General features: G+C 72.0%; 14 protein-coding genes. 11 read left to right on the plus strand and 3 right to left on the minus strand.

What is annotated here, in order from left to right; all coding sequences use genetic code 11:
* Positions 1-21: 21 nt before the first annotated feature.
* Positions 22-1,818, minus strand: a complete 1,797-nt coding sequence (locus UA75_RS04825) for a DEAD/DEAH box helicase (protein WP_083682924.1) — start codon at positions 1,816-1,818, stop codon at positions 22-24.
* 269 nt (positions 1,819-2,087) lie between these two features.
* On the opposite strand from UA75_RS04825, the gene UA75_RS04830 reads away from it, so the two are divergent.
* Complete coding sequence (locus tag UA75_RS04830; protein ID WP_075739222.1) at positions 2,088-2,774, plus strand: ferritin-like fold-containing protein; 687 nt, start codon at positions 2,088-2,090, stop codon at positions 2,772-2,774.
* 404 nt (positions 2,775-3,178) lie between these two features.
* A complete protein-coding gene (locus UA75_RS04835) occupies positions 3,179-3,409 on the plus strand; it encodes a DUF3107 domain-containing protein (protein ID WP_075739224.1) in 231 nt (76 codons plus the stop codon).
* Positions 3,410-4,085: 676 nt separating this feature from the next.
* Here UA75_RS04835 and UA75_RS04840 read toward each other — a convergent pair.
* Positions 4,086-4,718, minus strand: coding sequence for a TetR/AcrR family transcriptional regulator (locus UA75_RS04840; RefSeq protein WP_075739226.1), 633 nt, complete (start codon positions 4,716-4,718; stop codon positions 4,086-4,088).
* A gap of 219 nt (positions 4,719-4,937) precedes the next feature.
* On the opposite strand from UA75_RS04840, the gene UA75_RS04845 reads away from it, so the two are divergent.
* The 5 genes from UA75_RS04845 (at position 4,938) to UA75_RS04865 (ending at position 10,837) form a co-directional block, all read left to right on the plus strand.
* Entirely contained in the window at positions 4,938-6,200 is a 1,263-nt protein-coding gene (locus UA75_RS04845) for an alpha/beta fold hydrolase (protein WP_075739228.1), read from the plus strand.
* A gap of 4 nt (positions 6,201-6,204) precedes the next feature.
* Positions 6,205-7,305 (plus strand): DUF3152 domain-containing protein, encoded by a 1,101-nt coding sequence (locus UA75_RS04850; RefSeq protein ID WP_157433997.1) that lies wholly within the window; start codon positions 6,205-6,207, stop codon positions 7,303-7,305.
* Positions 7,306-7,369: 64 nt separating this feature from the next.
* A complete protein-coding gene (locus tag UA75_RS04855; protein WP_075743419.1) occupies positions 7,370-8,443 on the plus strand; it encodes a DUF3152 domain-containing protein in 1,074 nt (357 codons plus the stop codon).
* 307 nt (positions 8,444-8,750) lie between these two features.
* Positions 8,751-9,920: an adenylyltransferase/sulfurtransferase MoeZ gene (moeZ, locus tag UA75_RS04860; RefSeq protein WP_075739230.1), complete on the plus strand. Its 1,170-nt coding sequence runs from the start codon at positions 8,751-8,753 to the stop codon at positions 9,918-9,920.
* A 122-nt stretch (positions 9,921-10,042) separates the two neighbouring features.
* Positions 10,043-10,837: a TIGR02569 family protein gene (locus UA75_RS04865; RefSeq protein ID WP_075739232.1), complete on the plus strand. Its 795-nt coding sequence runs from the start codon at positions 10,043-10,045 to the stop codon at positions 10,835-10,837.
* Positions 10,838-11,174: 337 nt separating this feature from the next.
* Here the strand turns inward: UA75_RS04865 and UA75_RS04870 are convergent, their stop codons facing one another.
* Entirely contained in the window at positions 11,175-12,011 is an 837-nt protein-coding gene (locus tag UA75_RS04870) for a uroporphyrinogen-III synthase (RefSeq protein ID WP_075743420.1), read from the minus strand.
* A 399-nt stretch (positions 12,012-12,410) separates the two neighbouring features.
* On the opposite strand from UA75_RS04870, the gene UA75_RS04875 reads away from it, so the two are divergent.
* From UA75_RS04875 to UA75_RS04890, 4 genes are all read left to right on the plus strand, one after another.
* Positions 12,411-13,184 carry an SAM-dependent methyltransferase gene (locus UA75_RS04875; RefSeq protein WP_198042923.1) on the plus strand — a complete coding sequence of 258 codons (774 nt, stop codon included), beginning with the start codon at positions 12,411-12,413 and terminating at the stop codon, positions 13,182-13,184.
* A gap of 341 nt (positions 13,185-13,525) precedes the next feature.
* A complete protein-coding gene (locus tag UA75_RS04880) occupies positions 13,526-13,855 on the plus strand; it encodes an MGMT family protein (protein ID WP_075743421.1) in 330 nt (109 codons plus the stop codon).
* Positions 13,856-14,256: 401 nt separating this feature from the next.
* The gene (locus UA75_RS04885; protein WP_404799985.1) at positions 14,257-17,718 is read left to right on the plus strand and encodes an ATP-dependent helicase; all 3,462 of its coding nucleotides are present in this window, start codon (positions 14,257-14,259) and stop codon (positions 17,716-17,718) included.
* Positions 17,719-17,732: 14 nt separating this feature from the next.
* Positions 17,733-21,131 carry an ATP-dependent DNA helicase gene (locus UA75_RS04890; protein WP_075743422.1) on the plus strand — a complete coding sequence of 1,133 codons (3,399 nt, stop codon included), beginning with the start codon at positions 17,733-17,735 and terminating at the stop codon, positions 21,129-21,131.
* Positions 21,132-21,139: the final 8 nt, after the last annotated feature.

The raw sequence follows: 21,139 nt of genomic DNA on the forward strand, positions 1-21,139 counted from the left end.
TCATCGCCCCGCGCTCGACGTTCAGTCTGCCGGTCGCTCCGCCGAGGCCTCGGTGCCGGTGTCACCCGCGCCGTCGGTCTGCCCGCCCCGACGTCGCCGCCTGCGCCTGCGCGACCGCTCCGGGGAGGACGACTCCGGTCCGGAGTTGTCCGGCGACCGGGTCTCGCCACCGTGCTCCTGCGACTCGTCCACCGAGACGCCGCCACGCGTGCGGCGCCGGGACCGGCTCCGCCGGGGCGAGCTGCGGGGGATCTCCTCATCCGCTGCCGCCGGGGTCTCCGAGGGCCGGTCTTCGGCGGATCGGGTGCCCTCGCCTGCGCCGCCTCGGCTCGGCTTGCGCCCACTGCGCTGCCTGTTGCGTCGCCCGCCGGAGCTCAGCTCCTCGACCGGCTCGGCGTCCAGGCCCTCCCTGGTCCGCTTGCCCAACGGCAGCCTGCCGCTGACGGACTCGGGGATGTTGATGTCGGTGAAGAGGTGCTCGGAGGTGGAGTAGGTCTCCACCGGCGCGGGGATGCCCAGCTTCAGCGCCTCGTCGATGAGCTTCCAGCGCGGTTCCTCGTCCCAGTCCACCAGCGTGACCGCGACGCCCTCGCGCCCGGCCCGTCCGGTTCGACCGATCCGGTGCACGTAGGTCTTCTCGTCATCGGGACACTGGTAGTTGATGACGTGCGTGACGCCCGCGACGTCGATGCCTCGTGCGGCGACGTCGGTGGCGACCAGGATGTCGACCTTGCCCGCTCGGAAGGCGCGCAGCGCCTGCTCGCGGGCGCCCTGGCCCAGATCGCCGTGCACGGCGGCGGCGGCGAATCCGCGTTCGCTCAGCTCGTCGGAGATCTTCTGCGCCGTCCGCTTGGTGCGGGTGAAGATCATGCTGAGCCCGCGGTCGGCTGCCTGCATGACGCGCGCGAGCAGCTCCACCTTGTCCAGCGCGTGTGCCCGATAGACGAACTGCCGGGTGCGCTCGTGGATCGCGCCCGCGTCGACCTCCTCGGCCCTGATGTGGGTCGGCTGAGTGAGGAAGGTCCTGGCCAGGGTGATGATCGGACCGGGCATCGTGGCGGAGAAGAGCATCGTCTGCCGCTCGTCCGGCACCATGCGCAGGATGCGCTCGATGTCCGGCAGGAATCCCAGGTCGAGCATCTCGTCCGCCTCGTCCAGGACGAGGTTGCGGATCTTGCCCAGCACCAGGTGACGCTGTTCCGCGAGGTCGAGGAGCCTGCCCGGCGTGCCGATCACGATGTCGACGCCGGTGCGCAGCGCCTGGATCTGCGGCTCGTAGGGCCTGCCGCCATAGACGGCGAGGGTGCGGACGCCGAGGTGGCGGCCCGCGTCGTTGATGTCGCGCGTGACCTGGAGACACAGCTCGCGGGTCGGCACGACCACCAGTGCCTGCGGCGTCCCGTCGCCGGGCAGCTCGGCGCGCTGCAACAGTGGGATGCCGAAGCCCAACGTCTTGCCGGTGCCGGTGCGGGCCTGCCCGATGACGTCCTCGCCCTGCAGGGCGAGGGGCAGGGTCAGTTCCTGAATGGCGAACGCACGTTCGATCCCCGCCTCGGCGAGGGCTCGGACGATGTCCGGGTGGACGCCCAACTCCGCGAAGGTGGACGCTTGTACGGGCGTCTCGGCCGCGGGTTGCAGCGGATGGGACGGGTCTCCCTCGGGGAGGCCGGTCTGGCTGTGATCCAGCCTTCTCAGGTCGGTGTCATCGTTTTCGTCGATGTCCGGGCGCTCATTCTCTGTGCGGATGGTCAGGGGGATCGCCTCTCTCGTACCAGCGCGCACGGCCCTGGTGAAGCCGCTCGACCGTCGTCGGCACATTCGAGAGTCTCGTGTGCCGGGCGCGGGAGGGCCGAGACGACAGTGCGCGCGCCCTTTCGCGTGACGGTTGACCGCCACCGCTTGTTCCTGCACGACCGCTCGCTGCCGCTCTCGCGACGCCCGACCCATCCGATGGGCCGACCCGTGGCGCGGCGAACTGCCTCTGCATCGCAACCCAGCCTACCTGGACATCCCATGCCGATGAAGCATCAGCTGCGCTCGGGTCTCGCAGGTGTGACGCAAGCCCTCCGATGGCTAGGGTGCTAGGCATGACCGAGGCTGATCAACAGGCGGTGTCCGGAAGCTCACCGGGCGAGGCCATTCCCGAGGGCGCCATCGACCTGCTCGGGGTCATCGCGTACGGCGAGCTGTCCGCCTTCGACCGACTCGCAGAGGACTCCAGGATCGCGCCGACGCTGGAAGGGCGAGCCGCGCTGGCCAGCATGGCGGCGGCCGAGATCGGTCACTATCGGACTCTCGACGAGTACCTGGCGGGTCGGGGGCACTCGCTGCCCGTCGCCATGCGGCCCTTCATCGCGCCGATCGACCGGTTCCATGCCTCCACCGCCCCGAAGACCTGGCTGGAGTCGCTGGTCAAGGCGTATGTCGGCGACGGGCTGGCCGCCGACTTCTATCGGGAGATCGGCAACCTGCTCGATTCGCCGCTCAAGGAACTCGTGCAGGAGGTGCTGGCCGACACCGGGCACTCGGCCTTCGCCGAGCGGGAGGTCCAGGCGGCGTGTGCGGCGGATCGGACCGTGCGAGACCGGCTCACACTGTGGGGCAGGCGACTGCTCGGCGAGGCCGTCACGCAGGCTCAGTACGTGGCCGCCGAGCGAGACGGTCTCACCGAGCTGATCATCCGGGGCAGCGGTGACCTGGCAGGCATCGGGGCACTGCTGCGCAGGCTCCAGAACAGCCACACGAAGCGGATGGCGGCGCTGGGCTTGGGCTGAGGTGCCCGCGGGCGTGGCGGGCCCCGGCCGGGGTGCACGAGTTCTTCGTGTCTGCGGCGACCGACGAGTCGGGCGTGTCTCGTCGGGATCGGGGAGTCGGCCGGGACAGACGGTGCGGCTGGGACAGACGGTGCCGGGGTTTCCCGTCAGACGCCGTCTCGACGTGTCGGGGCTCGCTCAGGACGCCGCCGCAGGTGATCGATCGAATCGGCGATCCCTCGAACGCGGCTGATCGGGCAGGGCCTGCCGGGACTGCGGACGGCAGCCTGCCTGCGCGTCACCCGCCGGTCGTCGTGACGGCTGCCGGGCGGACCGCCTTGACGGTGTCTGGGGCTGCGCGTCGCCCGCGCCGTGCTGGACTAGCCTGGCCGGGAAACCGTGCAGTTCGACGACCGGAGGTCGGCGTGGAGGTAAAGATCGGCGTCGCGGACAGCTCTCGGGAGCTAGTCCTGACCAGCTCGCAGTCGCCGGATGAGGTGGAGACGCTCATCACCGATGCACTGGGTGACAAGCAGGGTCTGCTCACCCTGGTGGATGACAAGGGCAGGCGGTACGTGGTCCCGACCGGGCGGATCGCCTATATCGAGATCGGCCCGAGCGAAGCGCGACGGGTCGGCTTCGCCGTCAACGGCTGAGCAGGCAGGTGACGGCCGCGACGGCAGGTTCTGCCATGCCGCGCGGTCCTCACCGGCTCAGGCCGCCGCAGGCGGGTCGCATGACCCGACCGGGGTGGTCCGCAGCCTCGGCAGCCACCGGGTGCTGCGCTCGGCCTCGGCGCACCCGGCAGCGTCGGCCGCACGGCCCGGCGTCGGCTGAGACGCCGCAGGCGGGCACCGCACACCACGCGCCGCGGCCAGGACACGTTCTGCCCGCCGCAGCACGCCTCAGGCGGGCGCCGCAGTATCTCTCGCCGCCGGCCTTCCCACTCGGTTCTCGCCCGCAGACCGGCACTGTGTTCCGGCAGCGGCTCGCCGCTGTGTTCTCCGCAAGCAGCTCAGCCTGCGGTGTCGCGCTCGGCGGCTCGCCGCTGTGCCGCCTTCGGCGGGATCGCCACTGAGTATCTTCTCGGCGGCGCACTGCTGACGGTTCCTCGGGCGGCCGGCCGCTGAGGTCGTCTCTGGGCGGCTCGCCGCTGCTGATGTCTCGTGGGCGGCTCGCCGCTGCTGGAGTCTCGTGGGCGGCTCGCCGCCGTCGCTCGCCGTGGAGACGACCGGCGCCTGCCCATGGCTGGCCTGGTGACGTCGACTTCGCCGCAGGAGCGGGGCCGGGCGGTACCGGCTCGCGACGCTGCGAGCCAGCTCCCGGCGCCGGTCAGCCCGACTGGAGCGGGAAGCCCCCGATGCCCCGCCAGGCGAGGCCCGCGATCAGCGCGACGGCGTCGTCCTGGGGCAGCGCACGGCCGTCGTTCAGCCAGTAGCGAGCCGTCACCTGGCTGAGGCCTGCGAGGCCGACCGCGAGCAGTCTGGCCCGTTCCTCGTCCAGTCCGGCGTCTGCGGTCACCGCGCGGGTGATCGTCTCGACGCATTGGGACGTCGCGTTCTCGATGGCCTGCTCCACGGCGGGCTCGCCACGCAGGTCCGACTCGAACACCAGCCGATAGGCGTGTCCCTCGCCGTTGACGAAGTCGAAGTAGGCGGCCACCGCCGCGTGCACGCGCAGCTTGTTGTCCGTGGTCGACTCGATGGCCGCGTCCAGCCTGCGCACGAGCTCGTCGGCCTGGGTCTCCAGCAGGGCCAGATACAAATCGAGCTTGCCGGGGAAGTGCTGGTAGAGGACGGGCTTGCTGACGCCCGCGCGATCGGCGATCTCGTCCATCGCCGCGGCGTGGTACCCGTTCGCGACGAACACGTGTTGGGCGGCGCTGAGGAGCTGTGCGCGCCGTGCGGTGCGCGGCAGCCGCACTCCGCGTGCGGTGTGTTCCGTCTCCGGCGCCGTCTCGGTCATCTGTGCCTCCCGACAAGTTCTTCCCCCGGCAGTGCAGTCTGACTGACTCGACCGGGTGGTCGTGCCCACTTCGGCGGTGACACGGGGCTGTCATTCGCCGACCGGTGGAGCCCCCCGACCGTACTCGTCGGTAGGTCACCACGCGTAGTGCACGCGTGGTCTGAGTGGTCCTCGCGGCTTCGGGATGAATCGGGGGCCGTCGTCCAGCATCCTGAAGACGTGACGCCTCCACAGCCGCAGCACCCGCCGCCGCGATCCGGCCACGAGGCCCTGCCTCGACGAGCGAGCCGGCCCGCAGGCGAATCCCCCACGCCGGGCGCCGGGTCGGGAACCTCGTCGGGGCCGACGGCGGAGCGCACGGCGAAGGCGAGGTCCGGATTCCGGCTGCCGAACTGGGCCGCCCGACGGGCGACGCACCGGCCGGACCTCACCTGGGTCCCCTTGTCGGACGTGGAGCTGCCGCCGCTTGATCTGACCCGACGTCCCTGGCCGGGCCGCACGTTGGAGGTGGCGGGCACCCGGCTGCACGTCAGGGAGACCCCCGCCGAGACGCCGGACGCGCCGACCGCCGTCTACCTGCATGGACTCGCGGGCTCGGCGTCCAACTGGACCGACCTGGCAGGCCTGCTGCGGGTGCGGCTGAACGGCATCTCGGTCGATCTGCCCGGCTTCGGCCGCTCGGCGCCGCCCGACGGATTCCTCTACACGCCTGCGGCACATGTGCGGATGGTGGTCCGGCTGCTGGAGAGTCGCAGGGCCGAGCCGGTCCACCTGCTGGGGAACTCCTTCGGCGGCCTGGTCGCGGCGATCGTCGCGGCCACCAGACCAGACCTGGTGGCCACCCTGACCTTGATCTCGCCTGCGGTGCCCGACCTGCGGCCGAGTCCGGACCGGCTGTCCGATCCGCGCTTCCCGCTGACCTACCTGCCGCTGGTCGGAAAGCCGGTCCGGCGGGCACTGGCCGCGATGACCCCGTTGGCGCGGGCCGAGCAGATGATGCGGGTGTGCTTCGCCCGACCCGACCTGGTGCCGCGTCACCGGCTCGAGGAGTTCGCCGCCGAGATGGCCAGGCTGAGCCGCACCTCGTGGGCCGGGCCCGCCCTCGGCCGTACGACGATGGCGATGATCCGGTTCTGGCTGGCCAGAGGAGACCGTTCGCTGTGGCGGGTGCTGCCGAGGGTGTCGGCGCCCACGTTGGTGATCTGGGGCACAGAGGATCGCCTGATGAGCGCCCGCAAGGCGGTCCGCACCGCGACCGCGCTCCCGCACGGCAGGCTGCTGATGCTGCCCTACACCGGCCACGTCGCCCAGATGGAGCAGCCCGAACTGGTGGCGAAGGCGGTGCTGGGGATGGTCACCGCACCCTGGTTGCCCGAGACGGTGAGCTCGGAGGCCTCGACGCGGATCGTTCCGGAGCCGCTGACCGACACGCCCGTCCTCGGCGGTGATGAATGGGGTCGTTCCGGAGGTATGGCAGTCTGATTTCGTGCCGCCGACCACGCAGGGATCACGTCGCGACGCCGACCCTCGTGGCAGGTCGCGCGTCCAGAACTCCACCGAACCGCGACGGCGGAACGGCCCGTCGAGCGACGAGGACGACGACGCGGGCTCCTTCGACGGACCCGCCGAACTCGAGCCCCTGGCGGCCTCCTGGCAGCCGGTGCCTGCCGACGAGCGGCCGTCGGCCGTGGAGCAGGACGACGCGCGCGGCCTGCGGTCGATTCACCGCCGCTTCGGCTGGCGGCTCTACGCGGTTCCCCTGCTCGTGGTGTTGACCGTCGTCGTCGTGCTCGATGTCCTTCGCACCCCCGCCGACTCCGCGTCGGCGCCTAGCGACGTGGCGACGCAGGAGCCCGGCGGCGCGGGCGGCCCGACGGCCGGGTCCGGCGAGGAGCCGAGCCCGTTGGAACCGGTGGACGTGGAGATCGCGAACGCCGAACTGCCCGACGGCGAGGCGTTCGCGACGACGGGTTCCGGAGACTTCCGACTGTTGGCGGGCACGACCGACGTCCTGGGCGAGGCGGGCGACCTGCACACCTACACGGTCGAGGTCGAGGAGGGTCTCGACGTGGCGGCGGACGAGGACGCCTTCTCCCTGATGGTGGACCAGACGCTCGTCGATCCGCGCAGCTGGCCGGGGATGGGCGAGGTGACGATGCAGCGGGTGGACGATCCTGCGGCCGTCCCCGACGTCAGGATCACCCTGGTCTCCCAGCAGACCGCGGCGGCGGCCTGCGGCGAGGTGCTGCCCTTCGAGGTCTCCTGTCTGGTCACCGAGGACGGCGGCGACCGGGCCTACCTGAACGCGGCCCGCTGGACTCGCGGTGCACACTCTTACGAGTCGAACCTGGCCGACTTCCGCCATTACATGGTGAATCACGAGGTCGGCCACCACCTCGGCCTGCGGCATGTCGCCTGTGGCACCGACGGCGATCTGGCCAGGGTGATGATGGACCAGGCGGTCAGCCTCGCCGACGAGGACCTGAGCCTGCTGGGCGAGGCGGGCGGAATCGAGGGCTCCGGGCCCGACGGCAGCGCGGTGTGCAGGCCGAACGCGTGGCCGAATCCGGTGATCGACGCAAACTAGGGCAGTGTGGCAGCGTGTCGTCAGGGTCGGGGGACCGTGCACGCTCGACGAGAGAGAGGAAGCCGTGACCTCGACTCATCGACGGCCCGCCGGACGTCGTGATCAGCGTGGCAGGCGTCGAACGGCGGCCGAGCCGCTTGCGGCGGACTGGAGCCCCGCCACGAGCCGGTCGGCGCGGGCGGGCGATGCCGACCGTGATCAGCCCGACCGATCCGACGGCGGCGCAGGCGGCTCACGGCGGGTGAAACGCGGTCTGCTCTCCGTCTACGGCTGGCGGCTCTATGCACTCCCGCTGCTGCTGGTGCTCTCGTTGTTCATCGTGCTCGACGTCGCCCGCGAACCGGATCAGTCGGGCGGCGGTCCAGTGGCCATCGGCAGCGCGGGCCAGGGCAGGCCGGAGCCGACGGACGAGTCCGGGGAGGCGGGGGAGGCCGCGCCGCAGGCCCCCGAGATCGGCGAAGAGGTCCCCGGCGCTCGATTCGACCCCTCGATCGTCGCCGCCGAGCTGCCGGGCGGCGGCCCGTTCCCCACCGTCGGCAGCGGAACCTTCCGTGTGCTGCCGGGGACGACGGAGCTGCTGGGATCGTCGGCCGGGCTCGTCTACGACTACACGGTCGAGATCGAGACGGGCCTGGACGTCCCCGTCGACGAGGACGGCTACTCGACCATGGTGCAGGACACCCTGTCGGACGAGCGGAGCTGGATCGGCAATCGCCACCCCGGCCTGACCCAACCGGTCGGGCTTCGGCGGATCGACGATGAGAACTCCGTCCCGGACTTCCGGGTGATCCTGGTCTCGCAGTCCCTGGCGCAGGAGCGGTGCGGCGGCGCCGTCGAGTACGAGGCCTCCTGCCGGGTCGAGGAGTACGTCTATCTCAACGCCGCGCGATGGGTGCGGGGGGCGCGGGACTTCCAGGGCGAGACGACGCGGTACCGGCAGTACCTGATCAACCACGAGGTCGGGCACGCACTCGGGCTGGGTGTGCACGTGCCCTGCGACGTGCACGGCGGGCCCGCGCCGATCATGATGCAGCAGAGCTGGAGCCTGTCCAACGACGTCCTCCACAGCCTCTCGCCGCAGGGCGGCTACGTCGCCGACGGCAAGGTCTGCGAGCCGAACGGCTGGCCGAGCCCCTAGCGCGGCTCGGTCGTCTTCCGGTCCTTCTCGCGCACGTCGCCTGCTGAGGGCGTCGTTCGCACCGTGAGCCTTCACTCGCCGCCGAGGTGCCCCGGTGACGTGCTGCGCCGACGCGGACGCGGCGGCATAGGGAGGCGTGCGCCACAGCCGCAGCGCCGTCCTGTCGACCTCCCCGCGACGCCGTCCTAGATGGTGGGAGCGGAATGTCGGATGCCTCCCGCCGCGTTGTATAAGCACAGACGGCGGCGAGCCGCCGAAAAGAGCACGGTGCGTGTGCTTACGTGTGCTTATCCGAGGAGGACCGCTGATGCCAGGGCCGTCACTACCCCCGCTGGTCGAACCTGCGGAGGAGCTGACCAAGGAAGAGGTCGCCCGCTACAGCAGGCACCTGATCATCCCCGACGTGGGGGTGACCGGGCAGAAGCGGCTGAAGAACGCGAAGGTGCTCGTGGTCGGCGCGGGCGGGCTGGGCAGCCCGGCGCTGCTCTACCTCGCCGCCGCAGGCGTCGGCACGCTGGGCATCGTCGACTTCGACGACGTCGACGAGTCCAACCTGCATCGGCAGGTGATCCACGGGCAGTCCGACCTGGGCAGGCCCAAGGCCGAGTCGGCGAAGGACTCCATCGCGGAGATCAACCCGTTCGTACAGGTCAATCTGCACAAGGTTCGGTTGGAGTCGTCCAATGCGTTGGACATCTTCCGGGACTACGACCTGATCCTGGACGGCACCGACAACTTTGCCACCAGGTATCTGGTGAACGACGCGGCCGTGCTGCTGGGCAAGCCGTACGTGTGGGGCTCGATCTTCCGGTTCGAAGGCCAGGCGAGCGTCTTCTGGGCCGAGCACGGCCCGCAGTACCGCGACCTCTACCCCGAGCCCCCGCCGCCCGGGATGGTGCCCTCGTGCGCCGAGGGCGGTGTTCTGGGCGTCCTGTGCGCCTCGATCGGCTCCATCATGGTCAACGAGGCCATCAAGCTGATCGTCGGCATCGGGGAGACCCTGCTCGGCAGGCTGATGGTCTACGACGCCCTGGACATGAGCTACCGCACGATCAAGATCCGCAAGGACCCGGCGGCGGAGCCGATCACCGAATTGATCGACTACGACGTCTTCTGCGGGGTGGTCTCCGACGACGCCCAGCAGGCCGCCGCCCGCCACACCATCACGCCGAAGGAACTGAAGGAGCGTTTCGACGAGGGCGCGGACTTCACACTCGTCGACGTCCGCGAGCCGCACGAGTTCGAGATCGTGCGCATCCCCGGCTCGGTGTTGATCCCCAAGGACCGCATCCTCTCCGGGGACGCCCTCGCGGAGCTGCCGCAGGACCGGCCGATCGTGTTGCACTGCAAGTCCGGCGTGCGCTCGGCGGAGGCGCTGGCCGCGCTGCATCGGGCGGGGTTCGCCGACGCGGTCCACGTCGGCGGCGGTGTGCTCGGGTGGGCGCGGGAGGTCGATCCGAGCCTGCCCACTTACTGATCCACGTGCGATCCCCTCGGTGATCGTCATGTCGGGGCCGTCGAGTGATCGGCGGCCCCGACGTGTGTTCGCCGACGGACGCGACACGTCTCGACCCGAGCCCGGTAGCGTCCCCCTTTGTGATGAGAAGACCGGACCCCCCGCCGACTCATGTTCGAGCGGCGTTCGGTGCCCGTGACGAGGAGCCGGAACCGCTGGACTCCTCTGGTGTGTGGCAGTGCGGCGAGATCATCCTCAAGCCGGTGGCCAACACGGCGGAGGCCGCGTGGGTGGCCAAGACGCTGGACGGCCTGCAACCGGAGAACATCCGGCTGGCCAAGCCGCTGCGCTCCACCGACGGCCGCTGGGTGGTGTCCGGCTGGACCGCGACCCGCGTGCTGGCGGGTGCGCCGGAGGCACGGCACGACGAGGTGATCGCGGTCTCGCTGCGGCTGCACCGGGCGACGGCGCGGCTGCCGAGGCCTCGCTTCGTCGACGAGCGCCGGGACGTCTTCTCCGTGGCTGATCGGATGGCCTGGGGTGAAGAGGAGCCGCAGCTCGACCTCGATCGTGGCGGCCGACTGTTCGAGGTCCTGTTGACCTCCCGCAGGCACACCGGCCTGCGGCCGCAGGTGGTGCACGGCGACCTCTTCGGCAACGTGCTGTTCGCAGGCGACGGCCCGCCCGCCGTGCTGGACTTCACGCCGTACTGGCGACCGGTGGAGTGGGCGGCGGCGGTCGTGGTGGTCGACGGGCTGGCCTGGGGCGGCGCCGATCCCGGGCTGATCCATCGCTGGGCGCATCTGCCGGAGTGGCCGCAGGCGTTATTGCACGCACTGCTGTTCCGGCTGGCGGTCAACGCGCTGCATCCTCGGTCCACACCGGAGTCGCTGGCGGGGCTGGAGCGGGCCGCGCAGTTCATCCTCGAGGTGTTGTGAGCCGTGCGTCGCCCGGGTGAGGGCGTGCCTGTCGTCCCGCTGAGACGGGCCTGCCGGGCTCCGGGATGAAGATCATCGCCGGGGTGCTTCCCGGCCGCCGTCGGCGAACACAGCCGCAGGCAGGCGCCGCAGGCGGGCGCGTCCGCCTGGCGATCCGGTCTGCGGCCTCGGCCGGCCGCCGTCGACCGTCCACAGTGTCCGCCCGTCGAGCGGCCGCGCATCCACATCGGATGCGTCGAGATCGCTGCGGGGCCCGCCGGACCCGTCGCCGACTGGTCCCGCTGTCACCGCCCCGGCAGGCGGCGGCCGTGCGGTGGCGACGGTCGAGGCAGGTCGGTCAGGATCGCCGTCGGGCGCGGCGGCGGGGCAGCTCCTCGACGATCGTGCGCACCAGCGCTCCGGTCCTGGCCCGATCCGGCATCAGACAGGGCAGTCCGGCCGTCTCCAGTGGTGCCGCCGTCACCGGGCCGACGCAGGCGAGTACGAGCTGATCCAGCGCCGCCTGACGGAACGCCGCCTCCTGTCCGGTGCGGGCCGCGCGCGACAGCAGGTTGGCGGCGGCGGGAGCGCTGGTGAAGGTCACGGCGTCCAGTCCGCCCGTCGCGGCGGCCGCGATCAATGCGTCCAACGGGGCCGGATCGACGGGATCACTCCAGCGGTAGACGGCGACCGGCAGCACCTCGGCGCCCCCGGCGCGCAATGCGTCCAGCAGCTCCGGCATCGGCTCGCCGTGGATCTGCACCACGACCCGACGGCCCGCCACCCCGATCTCGTGCAGGCGGTCGGTCACCTCGGCGACGGTCTCACTCGGCGCCGTCCACGGATCGGGCAGCCCGGCACCGCGCATCGCGCCCCTGGCCTTGGGGCCTCGGGCCAGCAGTTCGGCCGAGCGGAGATGATCGAGCAGGCGGTCCGCGACGCCCTGGCGCTGGGCATGGTCGATCCAGCCGCGGAATCCCACCCCGGTCACGGCCACGACGACGTCGACCGGTGCCGCGAGCACCTGCGTCGTCGCCTCGACGAGCAGTGGATCGTCGTCGAGCCCGATCGTGTGGATCGCGGGTCCGGATCGGACCTCGGCGCCCTTGCGTTCGAGTAGACCGACGAGTTCGGCCGCCCGCCGCTGCGCGGTCACCCCGATGCGGAAACCGGCCAGCGGCTGTTCCTCAGTCACTCGTTCAGGATGGCACCTCGACAGCGCCGAGACGCCGTCGACACCGATGCCGATCACCTCGCCGGACCTGATGCGGCCACGTCGGTCGCGGACCGACTGGCCGAGTCGGTCGGTCGATCGAGCCTGCGGCGGGCGTGCGGGTCCGCCAAGGTCGATGGCCGACCGGAGCGGCCGGACGATCGACGTCGGTGTGCGGCGCCTCGCCGCACGGCTGGTCAACCCGATGTCGAGCCTGCTTCGGAGTGCGGCCGTCCGCCGCACCTCGTCCTCGTGGCCGGGCCACTGCGTAACTCTCACATATCGAAATTTTCAAATCGCTTTTCTCACCTTTAGGATCGCCGGGACTTTGCGACCCTCAACGGACACGGGACTGGCGGGTGCGTGATGAAGAAGCCGGGGATGGACCTCACCGGGCTCGACCTCACCCAGCCCAACGCCGCTCGCGTCTACGACTACTTCCTCGGCGGCGCCCACAATTTCGAGGTCGACCGGCAGGCTGCGGAGAAGATCCTCCGCGTCAATCCCTGGCTGGCCGACGCGATCCGCGAGAACCGGCACTTTTTGCGGCGCGTCGTGCGACGTCTCACCTCGTCGGGAGTCCGGCAGTTCCTCGACATCGGCTCGGGCATCCCGACTGCGGGCAACGTTCACGAGATCGCCCGGCAGACCGCCCCGGACGCCACCGTCGTCTACGTCGACATCGATCCGCTCGCCGTCGCCCACAGCCAGGAACTGCTCACCGGCAGCGATGGGGTGAGCGCCATCCTCGGCGACGTCCGGGAACCGGGCCGCATCCTCGCCGACCCCACTGTCAGGGCCCTGCTGGACTTCGACCGACCCGTCGGGGTGCTCCTCGGCGGCGTCCTGCACTTCGTTCCCGGTGACGTCGACGCGATCCTCGATCCACTCCGCACCGTGCTGACCGAGAGCAGTCACCTGGTGATCACCCATGCCGCGACGACGAGCACGGTGAAGACGAGCGGCCGCTTCACGATGGACGGTGCGGGCCTCACGCTGCGCGATCCCGACGAGATCCGGGCGATGTTCGACGGCCTCACCCTGCTGAGACCCGGCGTGGTCGCCGTGCCCGAATGGCTGCCGGAGGGGGCGGGCGGGACCGATCCGGCGCCGGTCGACTCGCTGTCCTTCGCCGGAGTGGGTCGGAAGGACTGATTCAGCTCGCGGAGCAGCAGGCCGTCGGTGCTGGGCTGGTTCGGCGGACGGCAGCGGCAGGAGCGCGGCTCGGCCGGGGTGCTGATTCTGTGCGGGTGGGCCGCAGAGAAGTTTGCGCGGCTCGCCGCGGACGTGTTCGCGCGTTCGGACTCCCGACAGGCCCGCGCACCCCCGCCCGTCCGGGACACGCGACGATGAACGCCCTCCGAGCGACGAAGAGCGGTCTCGGCCTGCGGTACCTCGAATGCGGGCAGGACGACCCGGCATGACGGTTCCACACCGTTCGCGGCTGATCTTCGTCATGGGGTCGGCTGTGCGGTCACGGGTATTCGGGAGTGCTGATGAGCGACGAGGAATGGACCGAGCGGGTGCGCGAGGTGGTGGCGAGCATCCCGGCGGGACGGGTGCTGGCCTACGGAGAGGTGGGCGCCATCGCCGGGGCGCCCTCGCCGCGCTTCGTCGGCGCGGTGCTGTCCGAGGACGGCGCGGATCTGCCATGGCATCGGGTGTTGCGCGCCAACGGCACGGTGGCCTCACACCTGGCACACCGTCAGCTCGAACTATTGCGTGCCGAGGGGGTGCTCGCCGAGGACGGCCGCGTCGACATGGCTCGATACCGCTGGACCGAAGGGCTCGCCACGGCACCCGCCAAGGAGGAGGGACTCTGGTGAATCGGCGTGCGGGGGCGCGTCGGCCGCGCACCGCGCCGGGTCTGGTCGGGTCTGGTCGGGTCGGGTCGGGTCGGGTCGGGTTGGGTCGGACCACGCTGATCAGTCGAGTACACCGGCGTGCGAGAGCCCCGGCGGCGGATCGGCTGCTGCTACGGCCGTGCCGCCTGCCCGCGCCGGGTCGGGCCGGTCGCGACGTAGCCGCCTGCGACGGGCTGCCTGCGAAGTGCTGCCTGAGCCGGGCGGCCGCCTGCGACGGGGTCGCCCGGCGACGGAGCCGGCGAGACCGTGCGGCCGGAGTCGTCGAATGTCCATCGTCGACCGGGTGAAGTCGAGGCGCACCGCCGCCGCCGAGGCGTGCGCCAGACCTCATGATCACGACACGCCCCATGCCGCGCGCGATGATGTCCGCCGAGCATGGTTGCATCCTCCGAGTGGAACGGACTTCGCCGTCACTGGTGCGGCGCCGGTGGACGTCCCGCCGGCAGACCGACTGGGATGCCATGGGCCGCCGGGTGCTCGATCACCCCGGCGGCCTGCTCCGCGTGCTCGGCGGGCCGGGCACCGGGAAGACCACGTTGATCGCCGAGACCGTCGCCGACCGGATTCGCGGCGGTGTCGATCCCGAGTTTGTGCTGGTGTTGACGGCAGGCCGGCCGGCGGCTCAGGCGCTGCGCAGCCGGATCGCGGCGCTGCTCACCGGGCCCGACCCGGAGAGCGGGCTGCCGAGGATCGCCCGCGAGCCGATGGTCCGCACCCTGCACTCCTACGCCTTCGCCGTGCTGCGCGCCCACGCCGGACTCGTGGGCCTGCCGCAGCCGAGGCTGCTGCCCGTCCCGGATCAGGACGCGATGATCCGCGAGCTGCTCCGGGGCGACGTCGAGGACGGTGCCTCGGACTGGCCCGCCGCCCTGCGCCCGGCGCTGCTGCTCCCCGACTTCGCCGCCGAACTGCGTGATCTCCTGCTGCGGACGGCCGAACGCGGCCTCGGTCCGGAACACCTCGTCGCGCTCGGGGAACGGCACGGTCGCCCGGAATGGGTGGCCGCAGGCCGATTCGGCCAGGTGTACGAGGAGGTGGCGCAGCTCGGCGCGGCCAATCCCGGTGCGGATCACGAGTCGGCACCCTCGCTGGACGCCGCCGAGCTGGTCTCGCAGGCCCTGCTGACCCTGGAGACCGAGGAGGACCTGCTCGCCGCCGAGCACGCCAGGGTCCGCCATCTGATCGTCGACGACGCCCAGCACCTCGATCCGCAGCAGTATCGGCTCATCCGGCTGCTGGGCGATCAGGCGAAGGAGCTGATCCTGGCGGGCGACCCGGATCAGTCGGTGTTCTCCTTCCGGGGCGCCGATCCGCGCTGTCTGCTCGACGCGGACTCCGACGGCGACCGCACGGTGGTGCTCACCGTCGATCACCGGATGTCGCCCGCCGTCCGGGGTGCCGTGCGGCGGCTGATCACCCGGCTGCCGGGCACGGGGCCGCAGCGCGAACTCGTCGCCCCTGCCGCGCCGGAGCCGCTCGTCGAGGAACCTCCTCCGGGGTTCCTCGACGAGGAGAGCCCGCCGGAGGTGCTCGACGACGAACTGCCGCCGGACCCTTTCGAGGAGGACCTGCCGCCGGACCCCTTCGACGACGAGCCGCCGCCGGACGACGTCGAGAACGCCCCGCCGTCGGATCGCGAGACCTCGGTCTTCGGCCGCCCGGCCGAGGACAGGGAGCCGTCGGACCCGCGCCTGCCGCTGGCCGCCGACGGGGTCGTGCAGGTGCGCCTGCTGGCCTCGGCCGCCCAGGAGGCCACCTGGGTGGCCGATCAGCTGCGTCGGGCTCGCCTGCTGCACGGCGTCCCGTGGTCCGAGATGGCCGTGGTCGTCCGATCCGCCGCCCACTCGCTCCCGGTACTGCGCAGGGCGCTGCTCGCGGCAGGGGTGCCGATGACGGTGCCGCTGGACGAGGTGCCGCTGGCGCAGCAGCCCGCCGTCCGCCCGCTGCTCCATCTGCTGCTCTGCGCCGATCAGCCGGAGCGGCTGGAACCCGACGGCGCCGCGATGCTGCTCGGCTCCCCGCTCGGCGGCGCCGACACCCTCGCGCAGCGCCGAGTCCGCCGGGAGCTGCGCAGGCTGGCGGTGGCCGCAGGCGTCGAGAAGGGCAGCGGCGAACTGCTCGTGGAGGTGATGAACGAACCCGATCGACTCGCCGGGATGAAGCCGGAGGCCGCCGCCCCGGTGCAGACGATCGCCGGACTGCTGGCCGTGGCCAGGGCCGCGATCGCCGACGGCCACGGTGTGGAGCAGGTGCTCTGGCAGGTCTGGCAGGCCAGCGGCCTGGAACGACACTGGGTGAGCCAGACCGAGCGTCGTGGCCCCGCCGCAGCCCAGGCCGATCGGGATCTCGACGCCGTCCTGGCCCTCTTCGACTCCGCCGCCCGCCATGTCGAGCGGCGGCCGGGACTCAGCGTCGCGGGATTCGTCGAGCGGCTGATGGTGCACCAGGTCCCCGGCGACTCGCTGGCCCCCCGCGCGCCGCAGGGCGAGTCGGTGGCCGTGCTCACCGCCCACGCCGCCGCGGGTCGCGAGTGGACCGTGGTGGCCGTGCCCGGTGTGCAGGAGGGCCGCTGGCCGGACCTGCGGCTGCGCGGCTCGCTGCTCGGAGTGGAACGGCTGGTCGACGTCCTGACCGGTGTGCCGCACGAGACCGTGTCGGCCACGGCTCCGCTGCTGGCCGAGGAACGCAGACTGCTGGTGGTGGCCGCCAGCCGGGCCCGACACACGTTGCTGGTCAGTGCTGTGCGTGGCGAGGACGAGCAGCCGTCCCGGTTCCTCGACGAGCTGGACGACGCCACGACGGACGCCGAGGCCGAGGCGCGGCCGCTGTTCCGGCCGCCTCGCGGCCTGTCGCTGCCCGAACTGGTCGGGGAACTGCGCCGGGTGGTCTGTGATCCGTCGACCGAGCCCGCCCGCCGCGATCGAGCCGCGCGGGCGCTGGCGCGGCTGGCCGCCGAACGCGTTCCCGGCAGCGACCCGGCCTCCTGGTACGGACTCGCGGACCCCTCCACCGAGGCGCCGCTCTGGGTCGACGGCGATCAGGTGCGGGTGTCGCCGTCCACGGTGGACGTGCTGACGAAGTGCCCGACGCGCTGGGTGGTCGAACGACACGGCGGTCAGGACCAGGCCGAGCTCGCCTCGGTGACCGGGACCCTGGTGCACGCCCTGGTACAGGCTGCGGGCGAGGGCGCCGATCGGGAGACGCTGCGGCGCAGTCTCGACGAGGCGTGGGCGGCGGTCGACGCCGGAGCGCCGTGGTTCTCCCGCCGGGAGCGGCAGCGGGTCGAGGCGATGCTCGACTCCTTCCTCGGCTGGTACGCCACGAGCCGCTCCGAGCTGAGCCAGCTCGCGGTGGAGCACGACATGGACGTCTCGCTGCCCGCCGACCCCGAGGGGCTCTGGCTGCGGATTCGTGGTCGAGTGGACCGGCTCGACTCCGATGCCGACGGCAGGCCGGTGGTGATCGACGTGAAGACCAGTCGGGGAGCGGTGTCGGCGAAGGACGCCGTGGACCACCCGCAGCTCGCGGTCTATCAGCTCGCGGCCTCCCTCGGCGCGTTCCGCGATCTCGGTGCCGATGTCGAGCCGGGCGGTGCGCGGCTGCTGTACGTCGCCAAGCCGGACGGCCGAACCGGTGCGGCCACCGAACGGGTTCAGCCGCCGCTGGATGCCGAGGGCGTCGCCCGGTGGCGGCTGACCCTGGCCGAGGCGGCGTCGTCCAGCCGGGGGCCGCGCTACGCGGCGACGGAGAATGCGGACTGCTCGCGCTGCCCGGTGCGCACGAGCTGCCCGCTGCATCCCTCCGGAAGGCAGGTGAGCGAGTGATCGGCAGCCGAGCGATCGGTGACCGGGGCACGGTCACCCCTGCCGAACTCGCCGAGGCGCTCGGTCTTCCGGTGCCCACTGAGGAACAGGCCAGGGTGATCGCCGCGCCCGGCGAACCCGCCCTGGTGATCGCGGGTGCGGGTGCGGGCAAGACCGAGACGATGGCGGCCAGGGTCGTCTGGCTGGTGGCCAACGGCCTGGTCGCCCCGGAGCGGGTCCTCGGCCTGACCTTCACCAGGAAGGCAGCGCGTCAGCTCGCCGACCGCGTCCGGGCCCGGCTGCGGCGGCTGGTGGGCTCCGGGCTGCTCGACCGGCTCGATCCGGGCGGCGGCCGCACCTCGGCGGTGCTCGCGGGCGAGCCGACCGTCCTGACCTATCACGCGTATGCGGGCAGGCTGGTCGCCGAGCACGGGCTCCGGCTGCCCGCCGAGCCCGGCGCGCGACTGCTCAGCGAGACCGCCGCCTGGCAGCTCGCGCACCGCGTGGTGTCCACCTGGACGGAGGACATCGACACGGACAAGGTCCCGGCCACCGTCACCGGCTACCTGCTCGGACTGGCGGGCGAACTCGCCGAGCATCTGGTCACCCCCGAACAGCTGCGCGCCCACGCGGCGGACTTCTGCCGTGTCGTGGAGGAGGCTCCTCGGGTCGCCAGGCAGCGGATGGCGTTGCCGCAGGAACTCCGCGACAAGCTGGCCGTCCAGCGCCTCCGGGTGGCGCTGCTGCCGCTGCTGGACGACTACACGGCGCGGAAACGCCGCGAGGGGGTGCTCGACTTCGCCGATCAGATGTCGGCCGCCGCGCGACTGGCCGACGAGCATCCGGAGGTCGCGGCGGGCGAGCAGGCCCGGTTCGGCGCGGTGCTGTTGGACGAGTATCAGGACACCGGACACGCGCAGCGCGTCCTGCTGCGGGCCCTCTTCGGGGACGGCGACCGACTGCCGGTGACGGCGGTGGGCGACCCGGCACAGGCGATCTACGGCTGGCGCGGCGCCAGCGCGGCGAACCTGCCTCGATTCCGCACCGACTTCCCCCGCGTCGACGCGCACGGCGAACCGGCCCCTGCTCGCGGTTACGGGCTGCTGACCAGCTTCCGCAATCCGCCGGAGGTGCTGACGCTGGCCAATGCGGTGTCCGCCCCGTTGCGGGCCGCCGGACTGGAGGTCGAAGAGCTGCGGCCGAAGCCGGGTGCGGAGCAGGGCGACGTGCACTGCGCCCTACTGTCCGACGTCCGACTCGAACGCGCCTGGCTGGCCTCGGCCGTGGCGACCCGGTGGCGGGCCGTGGTGGCGGAGACCGGCAGTCCACCGACCGCTGCCGTGCTGGTGCGGCGCCGGGCGGACATGGCCGAGCTGGCGGAGGCGCTCCGGGCCGAGGGACTCCCGGTCGAGGTCGTGGGGCTCGGCGGCCTGCTGGACGAGCCGGAAGTGCGTGATCTGGTCAGCGCCCTGCGGATGCTGGTCGATCCGTTGGCGGGGACGGCGGCGGCTCGGCTGCTCACCGGGGCGCGCTGGCGGTTGGGCATCGCAGACCTGGCCGCGTTGTGGGCCAGGGCGGGTCGGCTCGCCGACAGCGGTGATCGGAGGGAGTCGAGCGGATCACCGGTGGACGCACTGCCCGGTGAACATGCCGAGCAGGCCGGGCTGATCGACGCGTTGGAGGACCCCGGCCCCGCCACCGACTATTCGCCTGCGGGCTTCCGCCGGATCCAACGGCTGGCCAGGGAACTGGCGATGCTGCGACGGCGACTCGATCAGCCGCTGCCCGAGCTGGTCGCCGACGTCGAGCGGACCCTGCTCCTCACGGTGGAGAGCCTCGCCCGTCCCGGCAGCGTCGGCCGTGCTCATCTCGACGCCTTCGCCGACGTCGTCGCGGACTTCGCAGCCGCCAGCCCGGTCGCGGGCCTGCCCGCCCTGCTGGACTACCTGCGGGTGGCGGAGCGGGCCGAGGACGGCCTGGAGCCTGGCGAGGTGGAGGTCGCCGAGGACCGGGTGCAGGTGTTGACCATGCACGCCGCCAAGGGCCTGGAATGGGAGGTCGTCGCCGTCCCGCACGTGGTGGAGAAGGTGTTCCCCGGCGGGCGGCGCTCGGCGGACTGGCTCGGCTCGGTGGTCCAGCTCCCCGCCGAGCTGCGGGGCGATGCCGTCGACCTGCCCGAGCTGCGGATACCTGCGGGCGCCGACCGCAAGGTCGTCATCGAGTCGCTCGCGCAGCACTCGGAGGACTTCGAGCAGCGGCGGCTGCTGGAGGAGCGCAGGCTCTGTTACGTGGCGCTGACCAGGTCGGAGCGAACGCTGCTCGTGTCCGGACACTGGTGGGGCGAGACGGGGAAGAGCCCACGCGGGCCGTCCGACTTCCTGAAGCAGGTCAAAGAGGTGCTCACCGCCCGGCCCGAGGTCGGGACGGTCGATCGCTGGGCGGCGCCCCCGGAACCCGACGAGGAGAACCCGCTGGCGTCGACGGTCAATTCGGCGGAATGGCCGAAGGACCCGTTGGGCTCGCGGCGCGCCGACGTGCTCGCGGGCGCCGCGCTGGTGCGGGGCGAGCTGCGGGCTCTGCTGGACGAGCACCGGCTCGACCGGGCGGACGAGGACCGGCCTGCCGATGTCGGAGTCGCAGGCGGGCCTGCGGTCGCGGCCGGGCCCATGGTCGACTCCGGGGCGGGAACCGTGGCCGACCACGCGGGCGCCGACTCGGCTGCGGAGCCGGTGCTCGATGAGGACGATCCCGAGGGATGGCAGCGAGACGTCTCGGTGCTGCTCGCCGAACGGGCCTCGGCGGCGAACGCGGCCGATCAGGTTCTGCTTCCCGCACAGTTCTCGGTGAGCAGGCTCGTGGAACTGGCCGCCGACCCGGAGGGCCTGGCGCGCAGACTGCGCAGGCCGCTGCCGTATCCGCCCAGCCAGGCGGCTCGACGCGGCACCGCGTTCCATGCCTGGCTGGAGCGGCGCTTCTCGGTCACCCGGTTGCTCGACGTCGACGACCTTCCCGGCGCGGCGGACGACGACGAGGACGAGCCGATCGCGGCGTTGGCCGATCTCCAGGAGGCGTTCCTGGCGGGTTCCTGGGCGGACCGGACGCCCCACGCGGTGGAGGTCTCCTTCGAGACCGAGATCGAGGGGGTGGCGCTGCGGGGCCGGATGGACGCCGTGTTCGCCGATGCCGACGGCGGCTGGACCGTGGTCGACTGGAAGACCGGGGCACCGCCTCCTTCGGACCGGCTGCCCGCGCTCGCCGTGCAGCTCGCGGCCTACCGGCTGGCATGGGCGGCGCTCTCCCGCACGCCGCTGATCCAGGTGCGCGCGGCCTTCCACTACGTGCGCGCCGACCGGACCGTGCAGCCCGCCGACCTGCTCGATGCCGAGGGCATCCGGGCACTGCTACGAAAGATCCCCGATGCGGGTGACCCCTGATCGGGTGG

It is taken from the genome of Actinoalloteichus sp. GBA129-24, from assembly GCF_001941645.1.
GTDB lineage: Bacteria > Actinomycetota > Actinomycetes > Mycobacteriales > Pseudonocardiaceae > Actinoalloteichus_A > Actinoalloteichus_A fjordicus.

Excerpts from the sequence above, each read along its gene's own strand:
- UA75_RS04885 (WP_404799985.1), top strand. The coding sequence starts at position 14,257 with ATGTCCGCCGAGCATGGTTGCATCCTCCGAGTGGAACGGACTTCGCCG.
- UA75_RS04840 (WP_075739226.1), bottom strand. The coding sequence starts at position 4,718 with ATGACCGAGACGGCGCCGGAGACGGAACACACCGCACGCGGAGTGCGG.
- UA75_RS04865 (WP_075739232.1), top strand. The coding sequence starts at position 10,043 with ATGAGAAGACCGGACCCCCCGCCGACTCATGTTCGAGCGGCGTTCGGT.
- UA75_RS04830 (WP_075739222.1), top strand. The coding sequence starts at position 2,088 with ATGACCGAGGCTGATCAACAGGCGGTGTCCGGAAGCTCACCGGGCGAG.
- UA75_RS04880 (WP_075743421.1), top strand. The coding sequence starts at position 13,526 with ATGAGCGACGAGGAATGGACCGAGCGGGTGCGCGAGGTGGTGGCGAGC.
- UA75_RS04825 (WP_083682924.1), bottom strand. The coding sequence starts at position 1,818 with ATGTGCCGACGACGGTCGAGCGGCTTCACCAGGGCCGTGCGCGCTGGT.
- UA75_RS04875 (WP_198042923.1), top strand. The coding sequence starts at position 12,411 with ATGGACCTCACCGGGCTCGACCTCACCCAGCCCAACGCCGCTCGCGTC.
- moeZ (WP_075739230.1), top strand. The coding sequence starts at position 8,751 with ATGCCAGGGCCGTCACTACCCCCGCTGGTCGAACCTGCGGAGGAGCTG.